General features: G+C 68.4%; 18 protein-coding genes and 1 other RNA gene. 10 read left to right on the top strand and 9 right to left on the bottom strand.

Translation table 11 applies throughout. From position 1 onward, the window contains the following. Positions 1 to 9: 9 nt before the first annotated feature. From can to asnS, 8 genes are all read right to left on the bottom strand, one after another. On the bottom strand, positions 10 to 675 hold the full coding sequence (gene can, locus WFQ05_RS03410) for a carbonate dehydratase (RefSeq protein WP_130518179.1): 666 nt from the start codon (positions 673 to 675) through the stop codon (positions 10 to 12). A gap of 275 nt (positions 676 to 950) precedes the next feature. Next, a complete protein-coding gene (gene nei / locus WFQ05_RS03405; protein WP_337052629.1) occupies positions 951 to 1,763 on the bottom strand; it encodes an endonuclease VIII in 813 nt (270 codons plus the stop codon). 43 nt (positions 1,764 to 1,806) lie between these two features. Continuing rightward, positions 1,807 to 2,595: an SDR family oxidoreductase gene (locus WFQ05_RS03400; RefSeq protein ID WP_337052628.1), complete on the bottom strand. Its 789-nt coding sequence runs from the start codon at positions 2,593 to 2,595 to the stop codon at positions 1,807 to 1,809. 250 nt (positions 2,596 to 2,845) lie between these two features. Further along, positions 2,846 to 3,484 carry an FMN-binding negative transcriptional regulator gene (locus WFQ05_RS03395; RefSeq protein ID WP_337052627.1) on the bottom strand — a complete coding sequence of 213 codons (639 nt, stop codon included), beginning with the start codon at positions 3,482 to 3,484 and terminating at the stop codon, positions 2,846 to 2,848. An 11-nt stretch (positions 3,485 to 3,495) separates the two neighbouring features. Next, positions 3,496 to 3,807 carry a hypothetical protein gene (locus WFQ05_RS03390; RefSeq protein WP_337052626.1) on the bottom strand — a complete coding sequence of 104 codons (312 nt, stop codon included), beginning with the start codon at positions 3,805 to 3,807 and terminating at the stop codon, positions 3,496 to 3,498. Beyond that, positions 3,804 to 4,109 (bottom strand): hypothetical protein, encoded by a 306-nt coding sequence (locus WFQ05_RS03385; RefSeq protein WP_130518189.1) that lies wholly within the window; start codon positions 4,107 to 4,109, stop codon positions 3,804 to 3,806. Before WFQ05_RS03385 ends, WFQ05_RS03390 begins: the two co-directional genes overlap by 4 nt. Next, the gene (locus WFQ05_RS03380) at positions 4,106 to 4,372 is read right to left on the bottom strand and encodes a hypothetical protein (RefSeq protein WP_337052625.1); all 267 of its coding nucleotides are present in this window, start codon (positions 4,370 to 4,372) and stop codon (positions 4,106 to 4,108) included. Before WFQ05_RS03380 ends, WFQ05_RS03385 begins: the two co-directional genes overlap by 4 nt. A 5-nt stretch (positions 4,373 to 4,377) precedes the next feature. Beyond that, positions 4,378 to 5,778 (bottom strand): asparagine--tRNA ligase, encoded by a 1,401-nt coding sequence (gene asnS, locus WFQ05_RS03375; RefSeq protein ID WP_130522649.1) that lies wholly within the window; start codon positions 5,776 to 5,778, stop codon positions 4,378 to 4,380. Between the two features lie 151 nt (positions 5,779 to 5,929). Between asnS and WFQ05_RS03370 the strand changes: the two genes are divergently transcribed. The 10 genes from WFQ05_RS03370 to WFQ05_RS03325 all read left to right on the top strand — a co-directional run bounded on the left by WFQ05_RS03370 (position 5,930) and on the right by WFQ05_RS03325 (position 16,430). Then, positions 5,930 to 6,268, top strand: a complete 339-nt coding sequence (locus tag WFQ05_RS03370; protein WP_337052622.1) for an iron-sulfur cluster assembly accessory protein — start codon at positions 5,930 to 5,932, stop codon at positions 6,266 to 6,268. Positions 6,269 to 6,532: 264 nt separating this feature from the next. After that, positions 6,533 to 6,961, top strand: coding sequence for a 30S ribosomal protein S6 (gene rpsF, locus WFQ05_RS03365; RefSeq protein ID WP_130522648.1), 429 nt, complete (start codon positions 6,533 to 6,535; stop codon positions 6,959 to 6,961). Between the two features lie 12 nt (positions 6,962 to 6,973). Then, positions 6,974 to 7,204: a 30S ribosomal protein S18 gene (gene rpsR / locus WFQ05_RS03360; RefSeq protein ID WP_093137332.1), complete on the top strand. Its 231-nt coding sequence runs from the start codon at positions 6,974 to 6,976 to the stop codon at positions 7,202 to 7,204. A 171-nt stretch (positions 7,205 to 7,375) separates the two neighbouring features. After that, a complete protein-coding gene (rplI, locus tag WFQ05_RS03355) occupies positions 7,376 to 7,825 on the top strand; it encodes a 50S ribosomal protein L9 (RefSeq protein ID WP_130518196.1) in 450 nt (149 codons plus the stop codon). Positions 7,826 to 8,761: 936 nt separating this feature from the next. Beyond that, positions 8,762 to 10,168, top strand: a complete 1,407-nt coding sequence (locus WFQ05_RS03350) for a replicative DNA helicase (protein ID WP_165394507.1) — start codon at positions 8,762 to 8,764, stop codon at positions 10,166 to 10,168. 81 nt (positions 10,169 to 10,249) lie between these two features. Further along, entirely contained in the window at positions 10,250 to 11,665 is a 1,416-nt protein-coding gene (locus WFQ05_RS03345; RefSeq protein ID WP_337052619.1) for a deoxyribodipyrimidine photo-lyase, read from the top strand. Positions 11,666 to 11,798: 133 nt separating this feature from the next. Then, positions 11,799 to 12,488, top strand: a complete 690-nt coding sequence (locus WFQ05_RS03340; protein WP_130561665.1) for an OmpA family protein — start codon at positions 11,799 to 11,801, stop codon at positions 12,486 to 12,488. Positions 12,489 to 12,668: 180 nt separating this feature from the next. Then, on the top strand, positions 12,669 to 13,898 hold the full coding sequence (locus tag WFQ05_RS03335) for an MFS transporter (protein ID WP_130531552.1): 1,230 nt from the start codon (positions 12,669 to 12,671) through the stop codon (positions 13,896 to 13,898). A 271-nt stretch (positions 13,899 to 14,169) separates the two neighbouring features. Next, the gene (locus tag WFQ05_RS03330) at positions 14,170 to 15,165 is read left to right on the top strand and encodes a carbohydrate kinase (RefSeq protein WP_130561666.1); all 996 of its coding nucleotides are present in this window, start codon (positions 14,170 to 14,172) and stop codon (positions 15,163 to 15,165) included. After that, entirely contained in the window at positions 15,165 to 16,430 is a 1,266-nt protein-coding gene (locus tag WFQ05_RS03325; RefSeq protein WP_337052750.1) for an AGE family epimerase/isomerase, read from the top strand. The genes WFQ05_RS03330 and WFQ05_RS03325 overlap by 1 nt, the downstream gene beginning before the upstream one ends. 266 nt (positions 16,431 to 16,696) lie before the next feature. Here the strand turns inward: WFQ05_RS03325 and ssrA are convergent. Next, positions 16,697 to 17,050, bottom strand: a transfer-messenger RNA (tmRNA) gene (ssrA, locus tag WFQ05_RS03320).

Here is a 17,050-nt window from a genome sequence, read left to right as displayed (position 1 = left end):
CGGGGCAGGCTAGGCGTCGCGCTTGCCGGTGGTCGGCATCGCCGCCAGGGCGCGCGCGTAGGCCGGCTGCAGATCGTCGGGCCCGGCCACATCCATGCCCAGCTCGCGCACGCGGCCGTCGGACAGGCTGTAGCACCAGCCGTGCACGGCCACCTGCTGGCCGCGCGCCCAGGCATCCTGCAGGATCGTGGTGTGGCACACGTTGGCGACCTGTTCGATCACGTTGAGCTCGCACAGGCGCGCGTGGCGCAGGGCCTCGTTCTCCACCCGCTCCAGGCGCGCCGCGTGCTTGCCCGCCACGTCGCCCACATGCCGCAGCCAGTTGTCCACCAGGCCCATCCGCGCCCCGGTCATGCTGGCATGCACGCCACCGCAGCCGTAGTGGCCGACGATCAGGATGTGCTCGACCTTGAGCACATCGACCGAGAACTGCACCGCCGAGAGGCAGTTGAGGTCGCTGTGCACCACCACGTTGGCCACGTTGCGGTGGACGAACACCTCGCCCGGGTCCAGACCCAGGATCTGGTTGGCAGGCACGCGCGAATCGGAGCAGCCGATCCACAGATAGCGCGGCGACTGCTGCTTGGACAGGCGTTCGAAGAAGCCCGGATCGTCCTTGCGGACCCTGTCGGCCCAGTCCAGGTTGTTGCGCAGCAGGTCTTTGAGATCGCTCATGCCCGCGATTATCGCAGAAGCCTTTGCGAAGACGGTATGGAACTCAAGCACCAAGGCTTGGTGGCCACAACTCTCTCTCAGACCAGTCGTAACCGCCTTGTAGAGCGGAGCTTGCTCCGCTGCGCTTCGGTCGGGTCATCGGGAAAGCCCCAGTGGAGCAAGCTCCGCTCTACAGGTGGAAGCCGCCACGGCGGCGATGGGGGCTTTCTCGGGAAGGCCTGATGGCCGCCGTTGGCCAAAAGGCCACGAGGGCAGCGCTCATCCCGGACCAGCCGCTAGCGCTGGCAATGCGCGCAGTCGTACAGCCGCCGGCCCGCCAGCTCGCGGCGGCGGATCAGCGTGCCGCAGTCCAGGCACGGCTCGCCGGCGCGGTCGAAGACCTTGAAGGCGAAGCCATCGGGCGTATCGGTCAGGTAGTCGGCGCGCATGCCTGCGGCCTTGCGGATGCCGCGGCTGCGATAGCTGCGGCGCGGCACGTCCAGCAGCGCCCTGGCCAGCAGCCGGCGCTCGTCCGGGTTCAAGCCCGCCGCATCGCGCGTGGGCGCGATGCCGGCCTCGAACAACACCTCCGAGCGCAGGTAGTTGCCCATCCCGGCCAGGAAGCCCTGGTCCAGCAGCAGCGCGGCCAGCGACATGCGCATGAAGCGCGGCTCCTGCAGCCGCTGCTCCACCGCCGCCGCGGTCAGGCGCTTGTCCAGCACGTCCGGCCCGAGCTTGGACAGGAAGGGATGACTGGCCAGGTCCGCGTTCTTCCACAGCGCGATGTCCGAGGCCGAATACAGCAGGATGGCCTTGTCGGCCGTCTCCAGCGCCACGCGCAGGCTGCGGGTGGTCTCCGGCCGCTCGCCGGCCTCGGCGATCCGCCACACCCCATAGAGCTGGTTGTGCGTGTACAGCGTGGTGCCGTTATCGAAACGCGTCAGCATCGCCTTGCCATGCGTCTCGATGGCGGTGATGCGCGCGCCGATCAGCGCGCGCTGCTTGGATTTGAGCGAAGGCGGGTAGAACCACACCTGTTCCAGTGGCTGGTTGCCGACCGCCTCGAACAGGCGATCGGCGGCGCGACGGATCTCGGGACCTTCAGGCATGGGCGGATTCGATCAGGGCAAGGGTCGCGGCCGCGTGCAGGCGCTAGATCGACTGCAGGCGGCCGCCGTCCACGGCCAGGCTGACGCCGGTGATGTAGCCGGCGGCGGGGCTGGAGAGGAAGGCGATGGCCGCGGCGATGTCGGCCGCCTCGCCGATGCGACGCACGGGCACGCCCTGCGCGATGCCGTCCAGGATCTGCTCGGCGCTCTGGCCGCTGGCCTGCATCCGGTCCTGGACGATGTGGTCCATGCGCGCGGTGCGGGTGAAGCCGGGCAGCACGTTGTTGATGGTGATGCCATCAGGCCCCAGCTCGCGCGACAGCGTCTTGGCCCAGCCGGCCACCGAGGCGCGGATGGTGTTGGACACGCCCAGGTTGGGGATCGGCTCGTACACCGAGGTCGAGACCACGTTGACGATGCGGCCCCAGCCGGCGGCGCGCATGCCGGGCCGCACCGCCTGCACGCGCACATGGTTGGCCAGGGTGTGATGGCGGAAGGCGGTGAGGTAGGCGTCCAGATCCGCGTCGATGGCGCGTCCGCCCGGCGGCCCGCCGCCGTTGTTGATCAGCACGTGCACCGGCTTGCGCGCGGCCAGGCCGACCACATCGGTGGAGAGCATCTCGGTCTTGCCGTCGTCGCCGAACAGCCAGCCATGCGTCTGGCCTTCCCGCACGACGGGCAGCTCGGCCACCAGCTGCTGCAGCATGGCCTGGCGCCTGGCCAGCACGGTGACATCGCAGCCCAGCAGCGCCAGCTCGATCGCCGCGGCCCGGCCGATGCCCTCCGAGGCGCCGCAGACCAGCGCATGGCGGCCGGAAAGGTTCAGGTCCATCGCAATACTCCGATTCGGATCGCGGGGCGTTACTGTGACGCCAAGCGTGTTATGGCGTCGCGTTCTGTTTGGTGAAAGCAACTGTGCACACATCAAGCCGCAACCTACTTGTAGAGCGGAGCTTGCTCCGCTGGGGCTTGCCGACGATCCGGCCGAAAGGCAGCGGAGCAAGCTCCGCTCTACGGCTTCCCGACGATCCAGCTGAAAGGCAGCGGGGCAAGCTCCGCTCTACAGATGGGCGCCGCCCTCGTCAGTCTGCGGTATCGGTCAGGCCCGCATCGCCACGCATCAGCGCGGCAACCTCGCGCGCCTCGGGATCGTCACGCGCGGCCAGATCCTCGATCACCGCCTGCTGATTGGCATGCGGATGGTTCTGGCTGAGCTTGAACTTCAGCTCGGCCCGCTCGACCACCAGCCGGAAGCCCACGATGCCGGCCAGCTGCCGGATCAGGCGCGCATCGTCGTGCTCAAAGCGCCAGTCGCGGCCGACGCTGGCCTCGTGATGCGCGCTGAGCCGGTCGACCAGGTCGGCCAAGGCGTCGGTGTCCTCGATACGCTCAAGGACACCGTGCAGATGGGCAACGGCGTAGTTCCAGGTCGGCACCCGCGCGGCCTGCGCCTTGTCCGGATACGCCGAAGGCGAGACATAGGCATGCGGGCCGTGGACGATGGCCAGGGCCCTGCCGCTGTGGCGCGCCTGCGGGTTGGGCTTGGCCCAATGGCCTTCCAGCACGATGCGCGCGCCGTCGCGGGCGTAGAGCACCGGCAGATGGCTGACCTCGGGCGTGCCGTCGTCGTGCTGCGTGATCAGGGTGACGAAGGCATCGCGCGCGATCAGCGCATCCAGCCGCGCCAGGTCGGTCTGCGCGAAGGCGCGCGGGGTGTACATGTCACGCTCGCTCAGGCGTGCCCGCCGCCCAGCCGCTGCACCATCAGCGGTTTGAGCGCGGCTTCGTCGTCGGCGTGCGGCGGGATGACCTCGTGCAGGGAGAAGCCGCGCAGCAGCGCGTCTTCCTCGTCCAGGCCGTCGTAGGCGACGAATTCGGCGTCGAACAGCGCCCCGCGGGCGCTGTCCTCGCTGTCGTAGGCCAGCGTATTGCCGTCGCTGTCCAGCACCTCGGCGGTGCCGGCCTCCTTGATCCGCAGCCGGGCCCAGATCAAGGTCTGGCCCAGGGTGGCCAGCCACCACTGGACGCGTGTCGTCTCGTTCATTTCACTACCTCGTAGGCCAGCCACAGCAGCCCGGCCATGGCCAGGCCGCACACGATCACCAGCGCGGCGATGCGCGCCGGGGTGGCCAGGCCGTTCAATGCGCCGTCCCGGCGCTGCAAGTAAGTGCCGCGCAGCAGCCAGGCCAGCGCGGCGGGTTTCATGAAGGCGCCCGGGCCCAGTTCCTCGGCCACCTGCGGATGGCGGTCGCGCACGTGGATCAGGGTCAGCGGCCAGAAGATCACGAAGGCGCAGAACCCGGCGATCGCCGTGGCCACGAACAGCAGGGCGAAGAACAGGATCACGCCAGCACCAGGCGGGCCAGCGAGGGCAGCGCCACCGAGCACACGGCCAGCACCGTGGCCCACAGCAGCGGCGCGCGCAGGCTCTGCATCGCCGCACGCACCTGCGGGTCGGCCTTGGTGGCGCGCACGTCCAGCCCCTGTTCCTGCTTGGCCATCAGCAGCTTCTGCAGGCGCAGGCTGCGGGCGATGCCGACCAGGCCGAAGCCGAAGGCCGCGAACCCGGCGATGAACGTCGCCACCTGCACCACCAGCTGCGCATGCATGGCGCTCAGAACTCCGCGTTGCCCGGTGCGCGCGGGTAGGGGATCGCGTCGCGGATGTTGGACAGGCCGCAGACGTAGACCACCAGGCGCTCGAAGCCCAGGCCGAAGCCGGCATGCGGCACCGTGCCGTAGCGGCGGAAGTCGCGATACCAGCCATAGTGCGACGGATCCAGGCCGAACTGCGCCATGCGCGCGTCCAGCACGTCCAGGCGCTCCTCGCGCTGGCTGCCGCCGATGATCTCGCCAATGCCGGGCGCCAGCACGTCCATCGCCGCGACGGTCCGGCCGTCGTCGTTCAGGCGCATGTAGAAGGCCTTTATGTGCTCGGGGTAGTTGGTCACCACCACCGGGCGGCCGACGTGCTCCTCGGTCAGCCAGCGCTCGTGCTCGGTCTGCAGGTCCAGGCCCCATTCGACCGGGAAGTCGAACTTCTTGCCGGACTTGCGCAGCAGCTCGATGGCATCGGTGTAGTCGATGCGTTCGAACGGTGCGTTGATGAACGCCTCCAGCTTGCTGATCGCGGTCTTGTCCACGCGCTCGGCGATGAAGCTCAGATCGTCCATGCGCTCGTCGAGCACGGCCTTGAACAGGTATTTGAGGAATTCTTCGGCCAGGCGCGCGTCCTCGGCCAGGTCGGCGAAGGCGATCTCCGGCTCGATCATCCAGAACTCGGCCAGGTGTCGGGTGGTGTTGGAGTTCTCGGCGCGGAAGGTCGGGCCGAAGGTGTAGACCTTGCTCAGGGCCAGGCAGTAGGCCTCGACGTTGAGCTGGCCCGACACGGTCAGGAAGGTCTCCTTGCCGAAGAAGTCGCGGCCGAAGTCCACCTCGCCGGCGGCGTTGCGCGGCAGATTGGCCAGGTCCAGCGTGGAGACGCGGAACATCTGCCCGGCGCCCTCGGCGTCGGAGGTGGTGATGATCGGCGTGGAGATCCAGTTGAAGCCGTTCTCGTGGAAGAAGCGGTGCACCGCCTGGGCCAGGCAGTTGCGGATGCGGGTGACCGCACCGAACAGGTTGGTGCGCGGGCGCAGGTGCGCGACCTCGCGCAGGAACTCCAGCGAGTGCGCCTTGGGCTGGATCGGATAGGTCTCCGGATCCTCGACCCAGCCGACCACCTCGACCGACTCGGCCTGGATCTCGAAGCGCTGGCCCTGGCCCTGCGAGGCCACCAGGGTGCCGGTGGCGATCACCGCGCAGCCGGCGGTCAGGTGCTTCACCTCGGACTCGTAGTTGGGCAGGGTGTTGGGCGCCACGACCTGAATGGGGGCGAAGCACGAACCGTCGCTGACGTTGACGAAGGACAGGCCGGCCTTGGAGTCGCGCCGCGTGCGCACCCAGCCGCGTACCGTCACCTCGCCGCCGGCCGGGAGCTTGCCCGCCAGCGCATGTTCGACGCTCACCACCGTCATGTCTTGAATCCCGGCCCGTTCGGCTCGATCTGAATGAACGCGCAAGTCTACCGGTTGGCGCACGCGGCGGGCACGCTCCGTTCGCTCCGTGGGGCCGCCGCCGGCGCACCCACACCTTATAATTCCGGTCCGCAGCATCGCAGGCATCGTCATGGCCATCACTCTCACGCCGCTCGCCCACCAGCGCGTCCAGCGCTTCGTCAAGACCACGCCCGGCGCACTGGGCCTGCGCTTCGGCGTGACCCGCACCGGCTGCTCGGGCTGGGGCCATGTGACCGACCTGGCCCGCGAGCAGCGCGAGGACGACACCGTGTTCGAGCAGGACGGCGTGCGCATCTATGTCGATGCCGACAGCCTGCCGCTGGTGGACGGCACCCGGATCGACTTCGGCAAGCGCGGGCTGGGCGAGGAGTTCCTGTTCGCCAACCCCAATGCGACGGCCGAATGCGGCTGCGGCGAGAGCTTCACCACCGACGCGAACGCGGCCTAAGGCGCAGGGAGCGCCAGACGGGGCAGGGGGCAAGCGCGTCGCTGAGGCTACTTGCGCAGCCTTGGTGCCAGCTCCGGGTTACGGGCCGGTGGCCGCCCGAATCGCGCCCAATCCCCGCGCGATTGCACGCAACCCCTTGACCTGACATAATTTCCTGCTCCCTGCCGGCCACCAGGCCGTCGGGGCTCTTGCTCCACCGCATCGGCGGGGGGCTGTCCGGCCGGCGGCATCGCGCCTTCGGCCATCATCCGAAAGGGAACGACAATGCGTTTTTACGAAATCGTGTTCCTGGTCCACCCGGACCAGAGCGAGCAGGTGCCGGCCATGGTCGAGCGCTACAAGGGCATCATCGAGAACGGCAACGGCAAGATCGTGCGTCTGGAAGACTGGGGCCGCCGCCAGCTGGCCTATCCGATCCAGAACCTGGTCAAGGCCCACTACGTGCTGATGAACGTCGAAGTCGACCAGGCCACCCTGGCCGAGCTGACCGAGACCTTCCGCTTCAATGACGCCATCCTGCGTCACCTGATCATGAAGCGCGACGGCGACGTGGCCGACACCGAGATGTCGATCATCATGAAGAGCAAGGACGAGAAGAGCGACAAGCCCGAGCGCGGCGAGCGCCGCCGTCGCGACGACGAAGGCGACACCGCCAAGTCCGACGACGATTCCGACTCCGCCGAAGCCGCCTAAGGAACCCTGACCATGTCCAAGTTCTTCCGTCGCCGCAAGTTCTGCAAGTTCACGGCCGAAGGTGTCAAGGAGATCGACTACAAGGATCTCAACACCCTGCGCCAGTACCTGACCGAGACCGGCAAGATCGTCCCCAGCCGCGTCACCGGCACCAAGGCGCGCTACCAGCGCCAGCTGCAGACGGCCGTCAAGCGCGCCCGTTTCCTGGCCCTGATCCCGTACACCGACAACCACGACGTCTGAGTGCGGAAGTGAGTGGCGGCCAGCGCCGCAGGGAGTGCGTAGTGAGCAAGGCCTCGGCTGTCGCTCGCTCCTCACTCCTCTCCACTCACTCCTGCTTCAACGACACCCGTCCTATTCGGACAGCAACCGTTGCGGCGCTCCTGCGCCGCTAACGAATAACGGAGCAAAGAAATGGATCTGATCCTCCTGCAGAAAGTGACCAACCTGGGCGTCCTGGGTGACAAGGTCAGCGTCAAGCCGGGCTACGGTCGCAACTACCTGGTGCCGCAGGGCAAGGCCGTGCCGGCGACCGCCGCCAATGTGGCCGAGTTCGAGGCCAAGCGCGCCGAGTACGAAGCCAAGGCCAAGGCCATCCACGACGAGGCCTCCGGCCGCGCCGGCAAGTTCGAAGGCGCCAGCGTCACCGTCAAGGCCAACGCCTCGACCGAAGGCAAGCTGTTCGGTTCGGTCGGCCCGCGCGACATCGCCGAGGCCTTCACCGCCGCCGGCCTGCCGCTGGAGAAGAGCGAAGTGGTCATGGGCGAAGGCCCGCTGCGCAATATCGGCGAGTACGACGTGCTGCTGAAGCTGCACGCCGACGTGGAAACCACCGTCAAGGTGGTGGTCGAAGCCGAAGCCTGATCCTTCAGGCGACGCGATTCGATACGACGGGCGCCGCGAGGCGCCCGTTTTCGTTGGGGGTCTTCTTCGCAAGGGTTGTTGATCGCGACGTGCGTGCGTGGGACTTCGGAAGGGCGGCGGTCCGGCGGGCGGTGTCCGCTTTTCCCTCGATCAGGGCATCCTGCCCTGCCTTAAGGCGCTCGGCATCCTGCCTCACTAGGCGCGGCCACCGCCCGCCGGCCCGCTGCCTCGCGCGTTGAGGTACTGGGCTTCGCTCTAGAAGAAGTTCCGATCTACGGCCGCATTGCTTCGATTCGATCGGGCGCCGTGCCATTGCGCTCCAGCCCTCAACGACCAACGCACTCCGGTTTGGGAAAGATCGACCACACCGCATGCTCCAGTGGCTCTTGGGTGCTGTGGCTTCGGTGGGAGCGACTGTCTCCTCAAATCTCAGCGGCTGACTGTAGAGCGGAGCTTGCTCCGCTGCTTTTCGTTCGGTTCTTGGGGAAAGCCCCAGCGGAGCAAGCTCCGCTCTACAGGTGGGAGCCGCCATGGCGGCGATGCGGCTCTACCGGCAATGCCTGCGCCGCGATGAAGCTTTGCCGGGAAAGCCCCGTCGCCGCCATGGCGGCTCCCACGGTCATGGGGCCAGACAAGCAATGTTGCCACCAGCATCTTCAGCAGTTCAGGCGGGGCCGAGGCCCGGCGGCCGATGGATCGTGACTTCTGTCGAATCGAAGCCTTGAATCTCAACGCTGCCCCCCGAACTCAGGACGCCGACACACGCGGATTAGAGAAGAAGCCACTTCGATCCACACCGCGCGCTCGCAGCCGATGAGACGCGCAGCGCACATCTTCTCCACCACTTGTCCACAGGCTTATGCATACCGGTCGAGCGGCCGGCTGACTAACATGGGCGCGCGCGTTGGCGCGTTCGCCCTTCGAGACCTCACACCCATGGCTGCACCCCGTCGCGATCGCGAATTCCGCAACGATCCCACCGATACGCGCATCGAACAGCTGCGCATGCCCCCGCACTCGATCGAGGCCGAGCAGGCCGTCCTGGGCGGGCTGATGCTGGTGCCCGATGCCTACGACCGGGTCAACGACAAGCTCACCCCGAACGACTTCTACCGCCGCGACCACCAGCTGATCTACCGCGCCATCAGCGAGCTGGCCGAGCGCAGCCGCCCGTTCGACGCGGTGACCCTGGGCGAATGGTTCGAAGGGCAGGGCCAGTCGGACCTGATCGCCGGCGGCGCCTACCTGATCGAACTGGCCAGCTCCACGCCCTCGGCCGCCAACATCACCGCCTACGCCGAGATCGTGCGCGACAAGGCGGTGATGCGCCAGTTGATCGACGTGGGCACCGAGATCGTCAACAACGGCTTCCAGCCCGAAGGCCGCGAGAGCGCCGAACTGCTGGCCGCGGCCGAGCAGAAGGTGTTCGCCATCGCCGAGGCCGGCGCGCGCGGGCGCAGCGACTTCGTGGCCATGCCCAACGCGTTGAAGGACGCGTTCTCGGTGCTGCAGGACCGCTACAACAACGGCGGCACCATCACCGGCCTGCCCACCGGCTATACCGAGTTCGACGGCATGACCGCCGGCCTGCAGCCGACCGACCTGATCATCCTGGCCGCGCGTCCGGCCATGGGCAAGACCACCTTCGCGCTGAACATCGCCGAGTACGCGGCGATCAAGTCGAAGAAGGCCGTGGCCGTGTTCTCGATGGAAATGTCCTCGGCGCAGCTGGCCCTGCGCCTGATCTCCTCCAACGGGCGAATCAACGCCCAGCGCCTGCGCAACGGCCAGCTGGAGGACGAGGACTGGAGCCGCGTCACCGCGGCCATCCGCATGCTCAAGGAGACCAAGATCTTCATCGACGACACCCCGGGCCTGTCGCCCGAGGTGCTGCGCTCCAAGTGCCGCCGCCTCAAGCGCGAGCACGAGCTGGGCCTGATCGTGATCGACTACCTGCAGCTGATGAGCGTGCCGGGCAACAGCGAGAACCGCGCCACCGAGATCTCCGAGATCAGCCGCTCGCTCAAGGGCCTGGCCAAGGAACTCAACGTGCCGGTGATCGCCCTGTCCCAGCTCAACCGCTCGCTGGAAACGCGTACCGACAAGCGCCCGGTGATGGCCGACCTGCGCGAATCCGGCGCCATCGAGCAGGACGCGGACATGATCGTGTTCATCTACCGCGACGACTACTACAACAAGGAAAATTCGCCGGACAAGGGCCTGGCCGAGATCATCATCGGCAAGCACCGCGGCGGCCCGACCGGTTCGTGCAAGCTGAAGTTCTTCGGCGAGTACACCCGCTTCGACAATCTGGCGCACGATTCGGTGGGCAGCTTCGAGTAAGCCCGTCGGCGCGCGGCTTCACCGCCCCGCGCCGGCCGGGCGTGCACCATCGCGGGCGTCTCCTTCCGCCCCAAGGCCCGCATGCCCGTCGCACTGGTCTGGTTCCGCAACGATCTGCGCCTGGCCGACAATCCGGCCCTGCACATGGCGCTGGAGGCCGGCTTCGATCCGATCCCGGTCTACATCCACGCCCCGCACGAGGAAGGCCGCTGGGCGCCCGGCGCGGCGTCCAACGCCTGGCGCCACCGCTCGCTCAAGGCGCTGAGTGCCGATCTGCACGCACGCGGCTCGCGCCTGGTCGTGCGCCAGGGCGACAGCAGCCGCGTGCTGGAGGCGCTGATCGCGCAGAGCGGGGCACAGGCGCTGTTCTGGAACCGCAAGTACGAGCCGACCACCCAGGCGCGCGATGCCACGATCAAGCAGGCGCTGAAGGACCAGGGCTTCGATGCGCGCAGCTGCAACGCCGCGCTGCTGGCCGAGCCCTGGGACGTGACCACCAAGAGCGGCGGGCCGTACAGGGTGTTCACGCCTTACTACCGCAGCGTGCTGGCCGCGCTGCCGCAGCGTGCGCTGCACGACGCCCCGCGCACGCTGCCGTCGGTGCCCGCGCGCATCGGCAGCGACGGCGTCGACGCGCTCGGCCTCAAGCCGCGGCTGGGCTGGGATGCGGGCTTCTGGGCGCAGCACCAGCCCGGCGAAGCCGGCGCGCACGAGGCGCTGGAGGTCTTCGTCGACGGTGCGCTGTCGGGCTACCTGGACCAGCGCGACCTGCCGGACCGGACCGGCACCTCGCAGCTGTCGCCGCATCTGCACTTCGGCGAGATCGCACCCTGGCGGGTGATCGCGCGGCTGGAGCAGGTGCGCAGCGCCAAACTGGAGCGCGACATCGACGGCTTCATCCGCCAGCTGGTGTGGCGCGAGTTCGCCTATCACCTGATGCACCACTTCCCGCACACGATCGAGGACAACCTCAACCCGCGCTTCGACGGCTTCCAGTGGGCCAGGGCCGATGCCAGCCGGATGCAGGCGTGGCAGCGCGGTCGCACCGGCGTGCCCATCGTCGATGCGGGCATGCGTCAGCTGTGGCACACCGGCGTAATGCACAACCGCGTGCGCCTGCTCGTGGCCAGCTATCTGACCAAGCACCTGCGCGTGCACTGGCTGGAAGGGGCGCGCTGGTTCTGGGACACGCTGGTCGATGCGGACCTGGCCAACAACACGCTGGGCTGGCAATGGGTGGCCGGCACCGGCGCCGACGCCTCGCCGTACTTCCGCATCTTCAATCCGGTAACCCAGGCGCAGAAGTTCGATCCGAAGGCGCACTACATCACCCGCTGGGTGCCCGAACTAGAAGCGTTGCCGCTGCAGGCGCGCTTCGCGCCATGGGAGTCGCCCGACCTGCTTGAGCGCCTGGCGCCCGAGTATCCGCGCCGGCCCCTGGTGGATCTGTCCGAAGGGCGCGAGGCCGCGCTGGCCGCGTATGCGGCGACGCGTTGAACCTGACAGGACTACGCGCCGCTGAACCTCTCCAGGCTCGGCACTGCGCGATTCATCGGAATTTGTCGCGGTGGGCGTTAGCGTGCGCACACCGCAACACACCCGGATCCACCCCCGGAAAGGTTCTCTCACCATGAACACCTCCAAGCTGCTCTCCCGCACCCTGCTGTGCGGCGTCCTCTCCGCGACCGTGCTGGCCGGCTGCGCCACCTACACCGGCCAGACCAGCGACCCGAACGATCCCAACCGCACCCGCAACAACGCGCTGATCGGCGCCGGAATCGGCGCGGCGGTGGGCCTGCTCAGCGGCCACGATGCGACCTCGCGTCGCCAGCACGCGCTGATCGGCGCCGGCGTCGGCGGCCTGACCGGCGGCGCGATCGGCGTCTATCAGGATCGCCAGGAGGCGCAGCTGCGTCGCCAGACCGCCGGCACCGGCATCGACGTCAGCCGCGACGGCGATGTCATCAAGCTCAACCTGCCGGACGGGGTGACCTTCGACTTCGGCAAGTCCGCGCTCAAGCCGCAGTTCTATCCGGCGCTCAACAACGTGGCCGCCACGCTGAAGGAGTTCAACCAGACCATCGTGGAAGTCAGCGGCCACACCGACAGCGTGGGCAGCGATGCGGTCAACCAGACCCTGTCCGAGGCGCGCGCCAATTCGGTCGCCGACTACCTGATCGGCCAGGGCCTGATGCGTCAGCGCTTCGAGGTGATCGGCATGGGCAAGCGCTATCCCATCGCCAGCAACGACACCGAGGCCGGCCGCGCGCAGAACCGCCGCGTCGAGATCCGCGTGCTGCCGGTCGAGCAGGGCGGCTGACGAACCGCAAGTTCCACACGTCGCACGACACAACGGGCCGCATCGCGGCCCGTTGCTTTTGTGACAGCGCGCCCGCGATGGTCTCCCGCGACACCGCGCGCCGTGGAAAGCTGCGTGTGATCAGGTCGATGTTGCGGCGCGTCATAATGCACGGCCTTCCGCATCCGCCAGGCATCCCCCATGGCCACTGCGCCCACGCCCGTCACCGCGCCGGCCGCGCCCGTTTCCCGCCGCGTCTATGTGCTGATCCTCTTCGCCCTGTCGATGGGCGGTTTCGCGATCGGCGTGGGCGAGTTCGCCTCCATGGGGTTGATGCCCCATATCGCCCGCGGGCTGTCGATCAGCGAGCCGCAGGTCGGCCATCTGATCAGCGCCTACGCGCTGGGCGTAGTCGTGGGCGCGCCGGTACTGGCGATCCTGGGCGCGCGCCTGCCGAGGCGCACGCTGCTGCTGCTCCTGATGGGGTTCTATGCGCTGGGCAACCTGGCCAGCGCGCTGGCGCCGAACTACGGCGTGGGGCTGGTATTCCGCTTCATCGCCGGGCTGCCGCACGGCGCCTACTTCGGCGTGGCCGCGCTGGTGGCCGCTTCGATGAGCCCGCCCGACCGCCGCGCCGCCGCGGTCAGCCGGGTCATGCTCGGCCTGACGGTGGCGATGCTGATCGGCAATCCGCTGGCGACCTGGCTGGGCCAGGTGCTGAGCTGGCGCTATGCCTACGGGCTGGTCGGGGCGCTCGCGCTGCTGACCGTGGCGCTGGTGGCCGCCTTCCTCAAGCCGAACCCGAACGAGCCGCGCCAGGATCCGCTGCGCGAACTGCGCGACTTCCACCGCCCGCAGGTCTGGTACGCGCTGGCCATCGGCGCGATCGGCTTCGCCGGCATGTTCTGCGTGTTCTCCTACCTGGCGCCGACGCTGCTCGAGGTCACCCGCCTGGACGAGCGCTGGGTGCCGGCGGCGATGGTGGCCTTCGGCGTCGGCGGCATCCTGGGCAACGTGGGCGGCGGCTGGCTGTTCGACCGACTGCAGTTCCGCGCCACGCCGGTGGTGCTGACCTGGTCGACGCTGGTGCTGCTGGCGTTCCCCGCCAGCGCCCATTCGGTGTGGACGCTGCTGCCGGCGGTGATCGCGGTCGGCACCATGGTCAGCCTGGCGCCGGTGCTGCAGACCCGGCTGATGGACGTGGCTTCCAGCGCGCAGACCCTGGCGGCCGCGTCCAACCACGCCGCCTTCAACGTGGCCAACGCGCTGGGGCCGTGGCTCGGCGGACTGGCGATCAGCGCGGGGCTGGGCTGGACGGTCACCGGCTATGTCGGCGCGGCCACCGCCGCGGCGGGCCTGGCGCTCTACGGTCTGGCGCGCCGCGCCGAGCGGCGCGAGGCGGGCGAGGGCGCGGCCGAAGCGGCAGGCTGAGTCGGGTCGGGCGAGTGGCGCGCACCTTGCGCGTCACCTAGGCTGGCGGCTCCGACCGGCTTTCGCGCGCCTTGGTGCTGCGCTGCGGGATGCAATCCAATGCGCGGTATGCGAAATTTCAATCGATCTAAATCGGTTGAACACGGCCAAATGGCGATTCAGTCTCACCTCCCGCGCGCCCCTGCCGCGCCGTGTGCGCCAGCGCTGGCTCCCGCGCGCATGGCCGCACTGCAAGTCCGTCTCTTCCCGCTCTCTTCTGCGAATTCCCAGCATGCCGCATGACGCTGCGCCCGGCCGCCCGGCCTCTCTAGTCTGCTTCGGCGAAGTGCTGATCGACCTGCTGGCCCAACCGCCGGTCGAAGGCCAGGCCCGCGCCTTCGAGCAGTACGCCGGCGGCGCGCCGGCCAATGTCGCGGTGGCCGCCGCGCGCCTGGGCGCGGACAGCCAGTTCGTGGGGATGCTGGGGCAGGACATGTTCGGCGACTTCCTGCATGAGGCGCTGGCTGGCTTCGGCGTCGGCGTCGGCCATACCGTGCGTACCGCGCAAGCCAAGACCGCGCTGGCGTTCGTGGCCCTGGACGAGGCGGGCGAGCGCAGCTTCAGCTTCTATCGCCCGCCTGCGGCCGACCTGCTGTTCCGGGCCGAGCATTTCGACGCCGACTGTCTGGCGCGCGCCGATGTCTTCCATTTCTGCTCCAACAGCCTGACCGACACGGACTGCGCGCAGGCCACCTTCACCGGCGCGCAGCGCGCGGGCCAGGCCGGTGCCGTGGTGAGCTTCGACCTCAACCTGCGCCCGGCGCTGTGGCCGGAGGGCGTCGATCCGACGCCCACGCTGTGGCAAGGCCTGGCGCTGGCGCAGGTCGTCAAGCTCTCTCGCGAGGAGCTGCAGTTCCTCGCCGGCCACGATGCGCAGGCCGAGGCCGGCGTCATCGCCCGCCTGCTGGCCGGGCGCACCGAACTTCTGGTGATCACCGACGGGCCCGGCGAGGTGGTGTGGACCACACGCCAGGCGCAAGGACAGGTGTCGGGCTTCGCCGTGCAGGTGCGCGACACCACCGCCGCGGGCGATGCCTTCGTCGGCGGGCTGCTGGTCCGGCTGGTCGAACTGGGCGGGGCGGGCGCGGGCTTCAGCGCGTTCTGCGCCGACCCGGCCCGCGTGGAAGAAGCCGTGCGCTTCGGCACCGCCACCGGCGCGCTGGCGGTCACGCGCAAGGGCGCGTTCGCGGCCATGCCGACCCGTGCCGAAGTCCTGTCTCTGCTGTGATCAATCCGATGGACGCTGCCCCGATGCCCAACTTCCGCTCCACCGACTTCCTGCGCGAGCACATCGCGCAGACGATGGCCTTCTACCACCCGCGCGCGATCGATCCGGCCGGCGGCTTCTTCCAGTACTTCAAGGACGACGGCACCGTCTACGACGCCGGCCACCGTCACCTGGTCAGCAGCACGCGCTTCGTCTTCAACTACGCCATGGCCTGGCGCGAGTTCGAGCGTCCCGAATACCGCGAGGCGATGCTGCACGGCCTGCGCTACCTGCGCCAGGTGCACCGCAACCCGGCCAACGGCGGCTATGTCTGGACCCTGCGCGATGGCGTGCCGGAGGACACCACCAACCACTGCTACGGGGTGGCCTTCGTGCTGTTGGCCTACGCCTGCGGGCTGAAGGCCGGCGTGGAAGAGGCGCGCGGCTGGATGGACGAGACCTGGAACCTGCTCGAGCAGCGCTTCTGGGAAGCCGGCCCCGGCCTGTACCGCGACGAAGCCGACGCCGACTGGAACTTCAGCACCTACCGCGGCCAGAACGCCAACATGCACATGTGCGAGGCCATGCTCGCGGCCTGGCAGGCCAGCGGCGAGCGTCGCTACCTGGATCGCGCCCTGCTGCTGGCCGACCACATGACCCGCCGTCAGGCGGCCAAGGCCGGCGGCCTGGTGTGGGAGCACTATGACACCGACTGGAACGTGGACTGGGAATACAACAAGGACAATCCCAAGCACCTGTTCCGCCCCTGGGGTTTCCAGCCCGGCCACCAGACCGAATGGGCCAAGCTGCTGCTGATTCTGGACCGCGAGCTGGACGGCGGCATCGACTGGCTGGTACCGACCGCGCGCCACCTGTTCGACACCGCCGTGGCGCGCAGCTGGGACGACAAGCGCGGCGGGCTGTACTACGGCTTCGCACCGCTGGTGACGCCGCTGCCCGCCGACGGCGGCGACATCGCGCAGCAGCCCACCCAGGTCTGCGACGACGACAAGTACTTCTGGGTGCAGGCCGAAAGCCTGGCCGCCGCCGCCCTGATCGCCCTGCGCACCGGCGATGCGGCGTACTGGGACTGGTACGACCGCCTGTGGCAGTTCTCGTGGGCGCACATGATCGACCACACCTACGGCGCCTGGTACCGCATCCTGGATTCGGACAACCGCAAATACAGCGACGAGAAGAGCCCCGCCGGCAAGACCGACTACCACACCATGGGCGCCTGCTACGAAGTGATGGATCAGCTGCGCGCCCACGGCGCAGGTCAGTAGCGGCTGGATCGCTTCCTAGCGGTCGCGGAAGCCGGTCGGACGCCAGTCGCCGCCCGGGACGACGGCCGGCGCACCATGCGGCGGCAGAATGAGGACCAGGTTGCGGCGGCCATGTGGCGCGGCCTGCGGATGCGGGCCCACGGTCACGCTATAGGTCTGCCCCGCGGCGAGCACCCGTCGATCGGTCGGCGTTTCAATGCGATGGCCAGGAAACGAAGAAGGCCGCCCTCACAGGCGGCCCGACTCGTTGAATCCATTCAAGTGTTTGGTGGAGGTGGGGGGAATTGAACCCCCGTCCGAAGGCACTCCATGCCCGGTACTACATGCTTAGCTCACCGTTGGATCTCGTCCCGGAGCAGCACGGCGTGCGAAGCGCACCCCAGGACCAGCCTGTTTTGGTTAAGCGATGACTGACAGGCAGCCGTCAACGCCGGTTCCGTGATAATGACCCTACATCCACGAGCACGGGCACAAGTGGGTTCGGGGCTTACGCCTTAAGCGGCGAGAGCGTAGTTGTCGTCGTTGGCAACTATGATTTTGCCGCTGGATTTACGAGGAAAGCTGCCCCCTCGGCATGCACCAGACAATTTCGCAACCCCCGTCGAAGCCAGTGCACCCCC

It is taken from the genome of Pseudoxanthomonas sp. USHLN014 (assembly GCF_037153335.1).
GTDB lineage: Bacteria > Pseudomonadota > Gammaproteobacteria > Xanthomonadales > Xanthomonadaceae > Pseudoxanthomonas_A > Pseudoxanthomonas_A winnipegensis.
The sequence above is the reverse complement of the archived record's forward strand: the minus strand, read 5'-3'. Positions and strand labels throughout refer to the sequence as shown.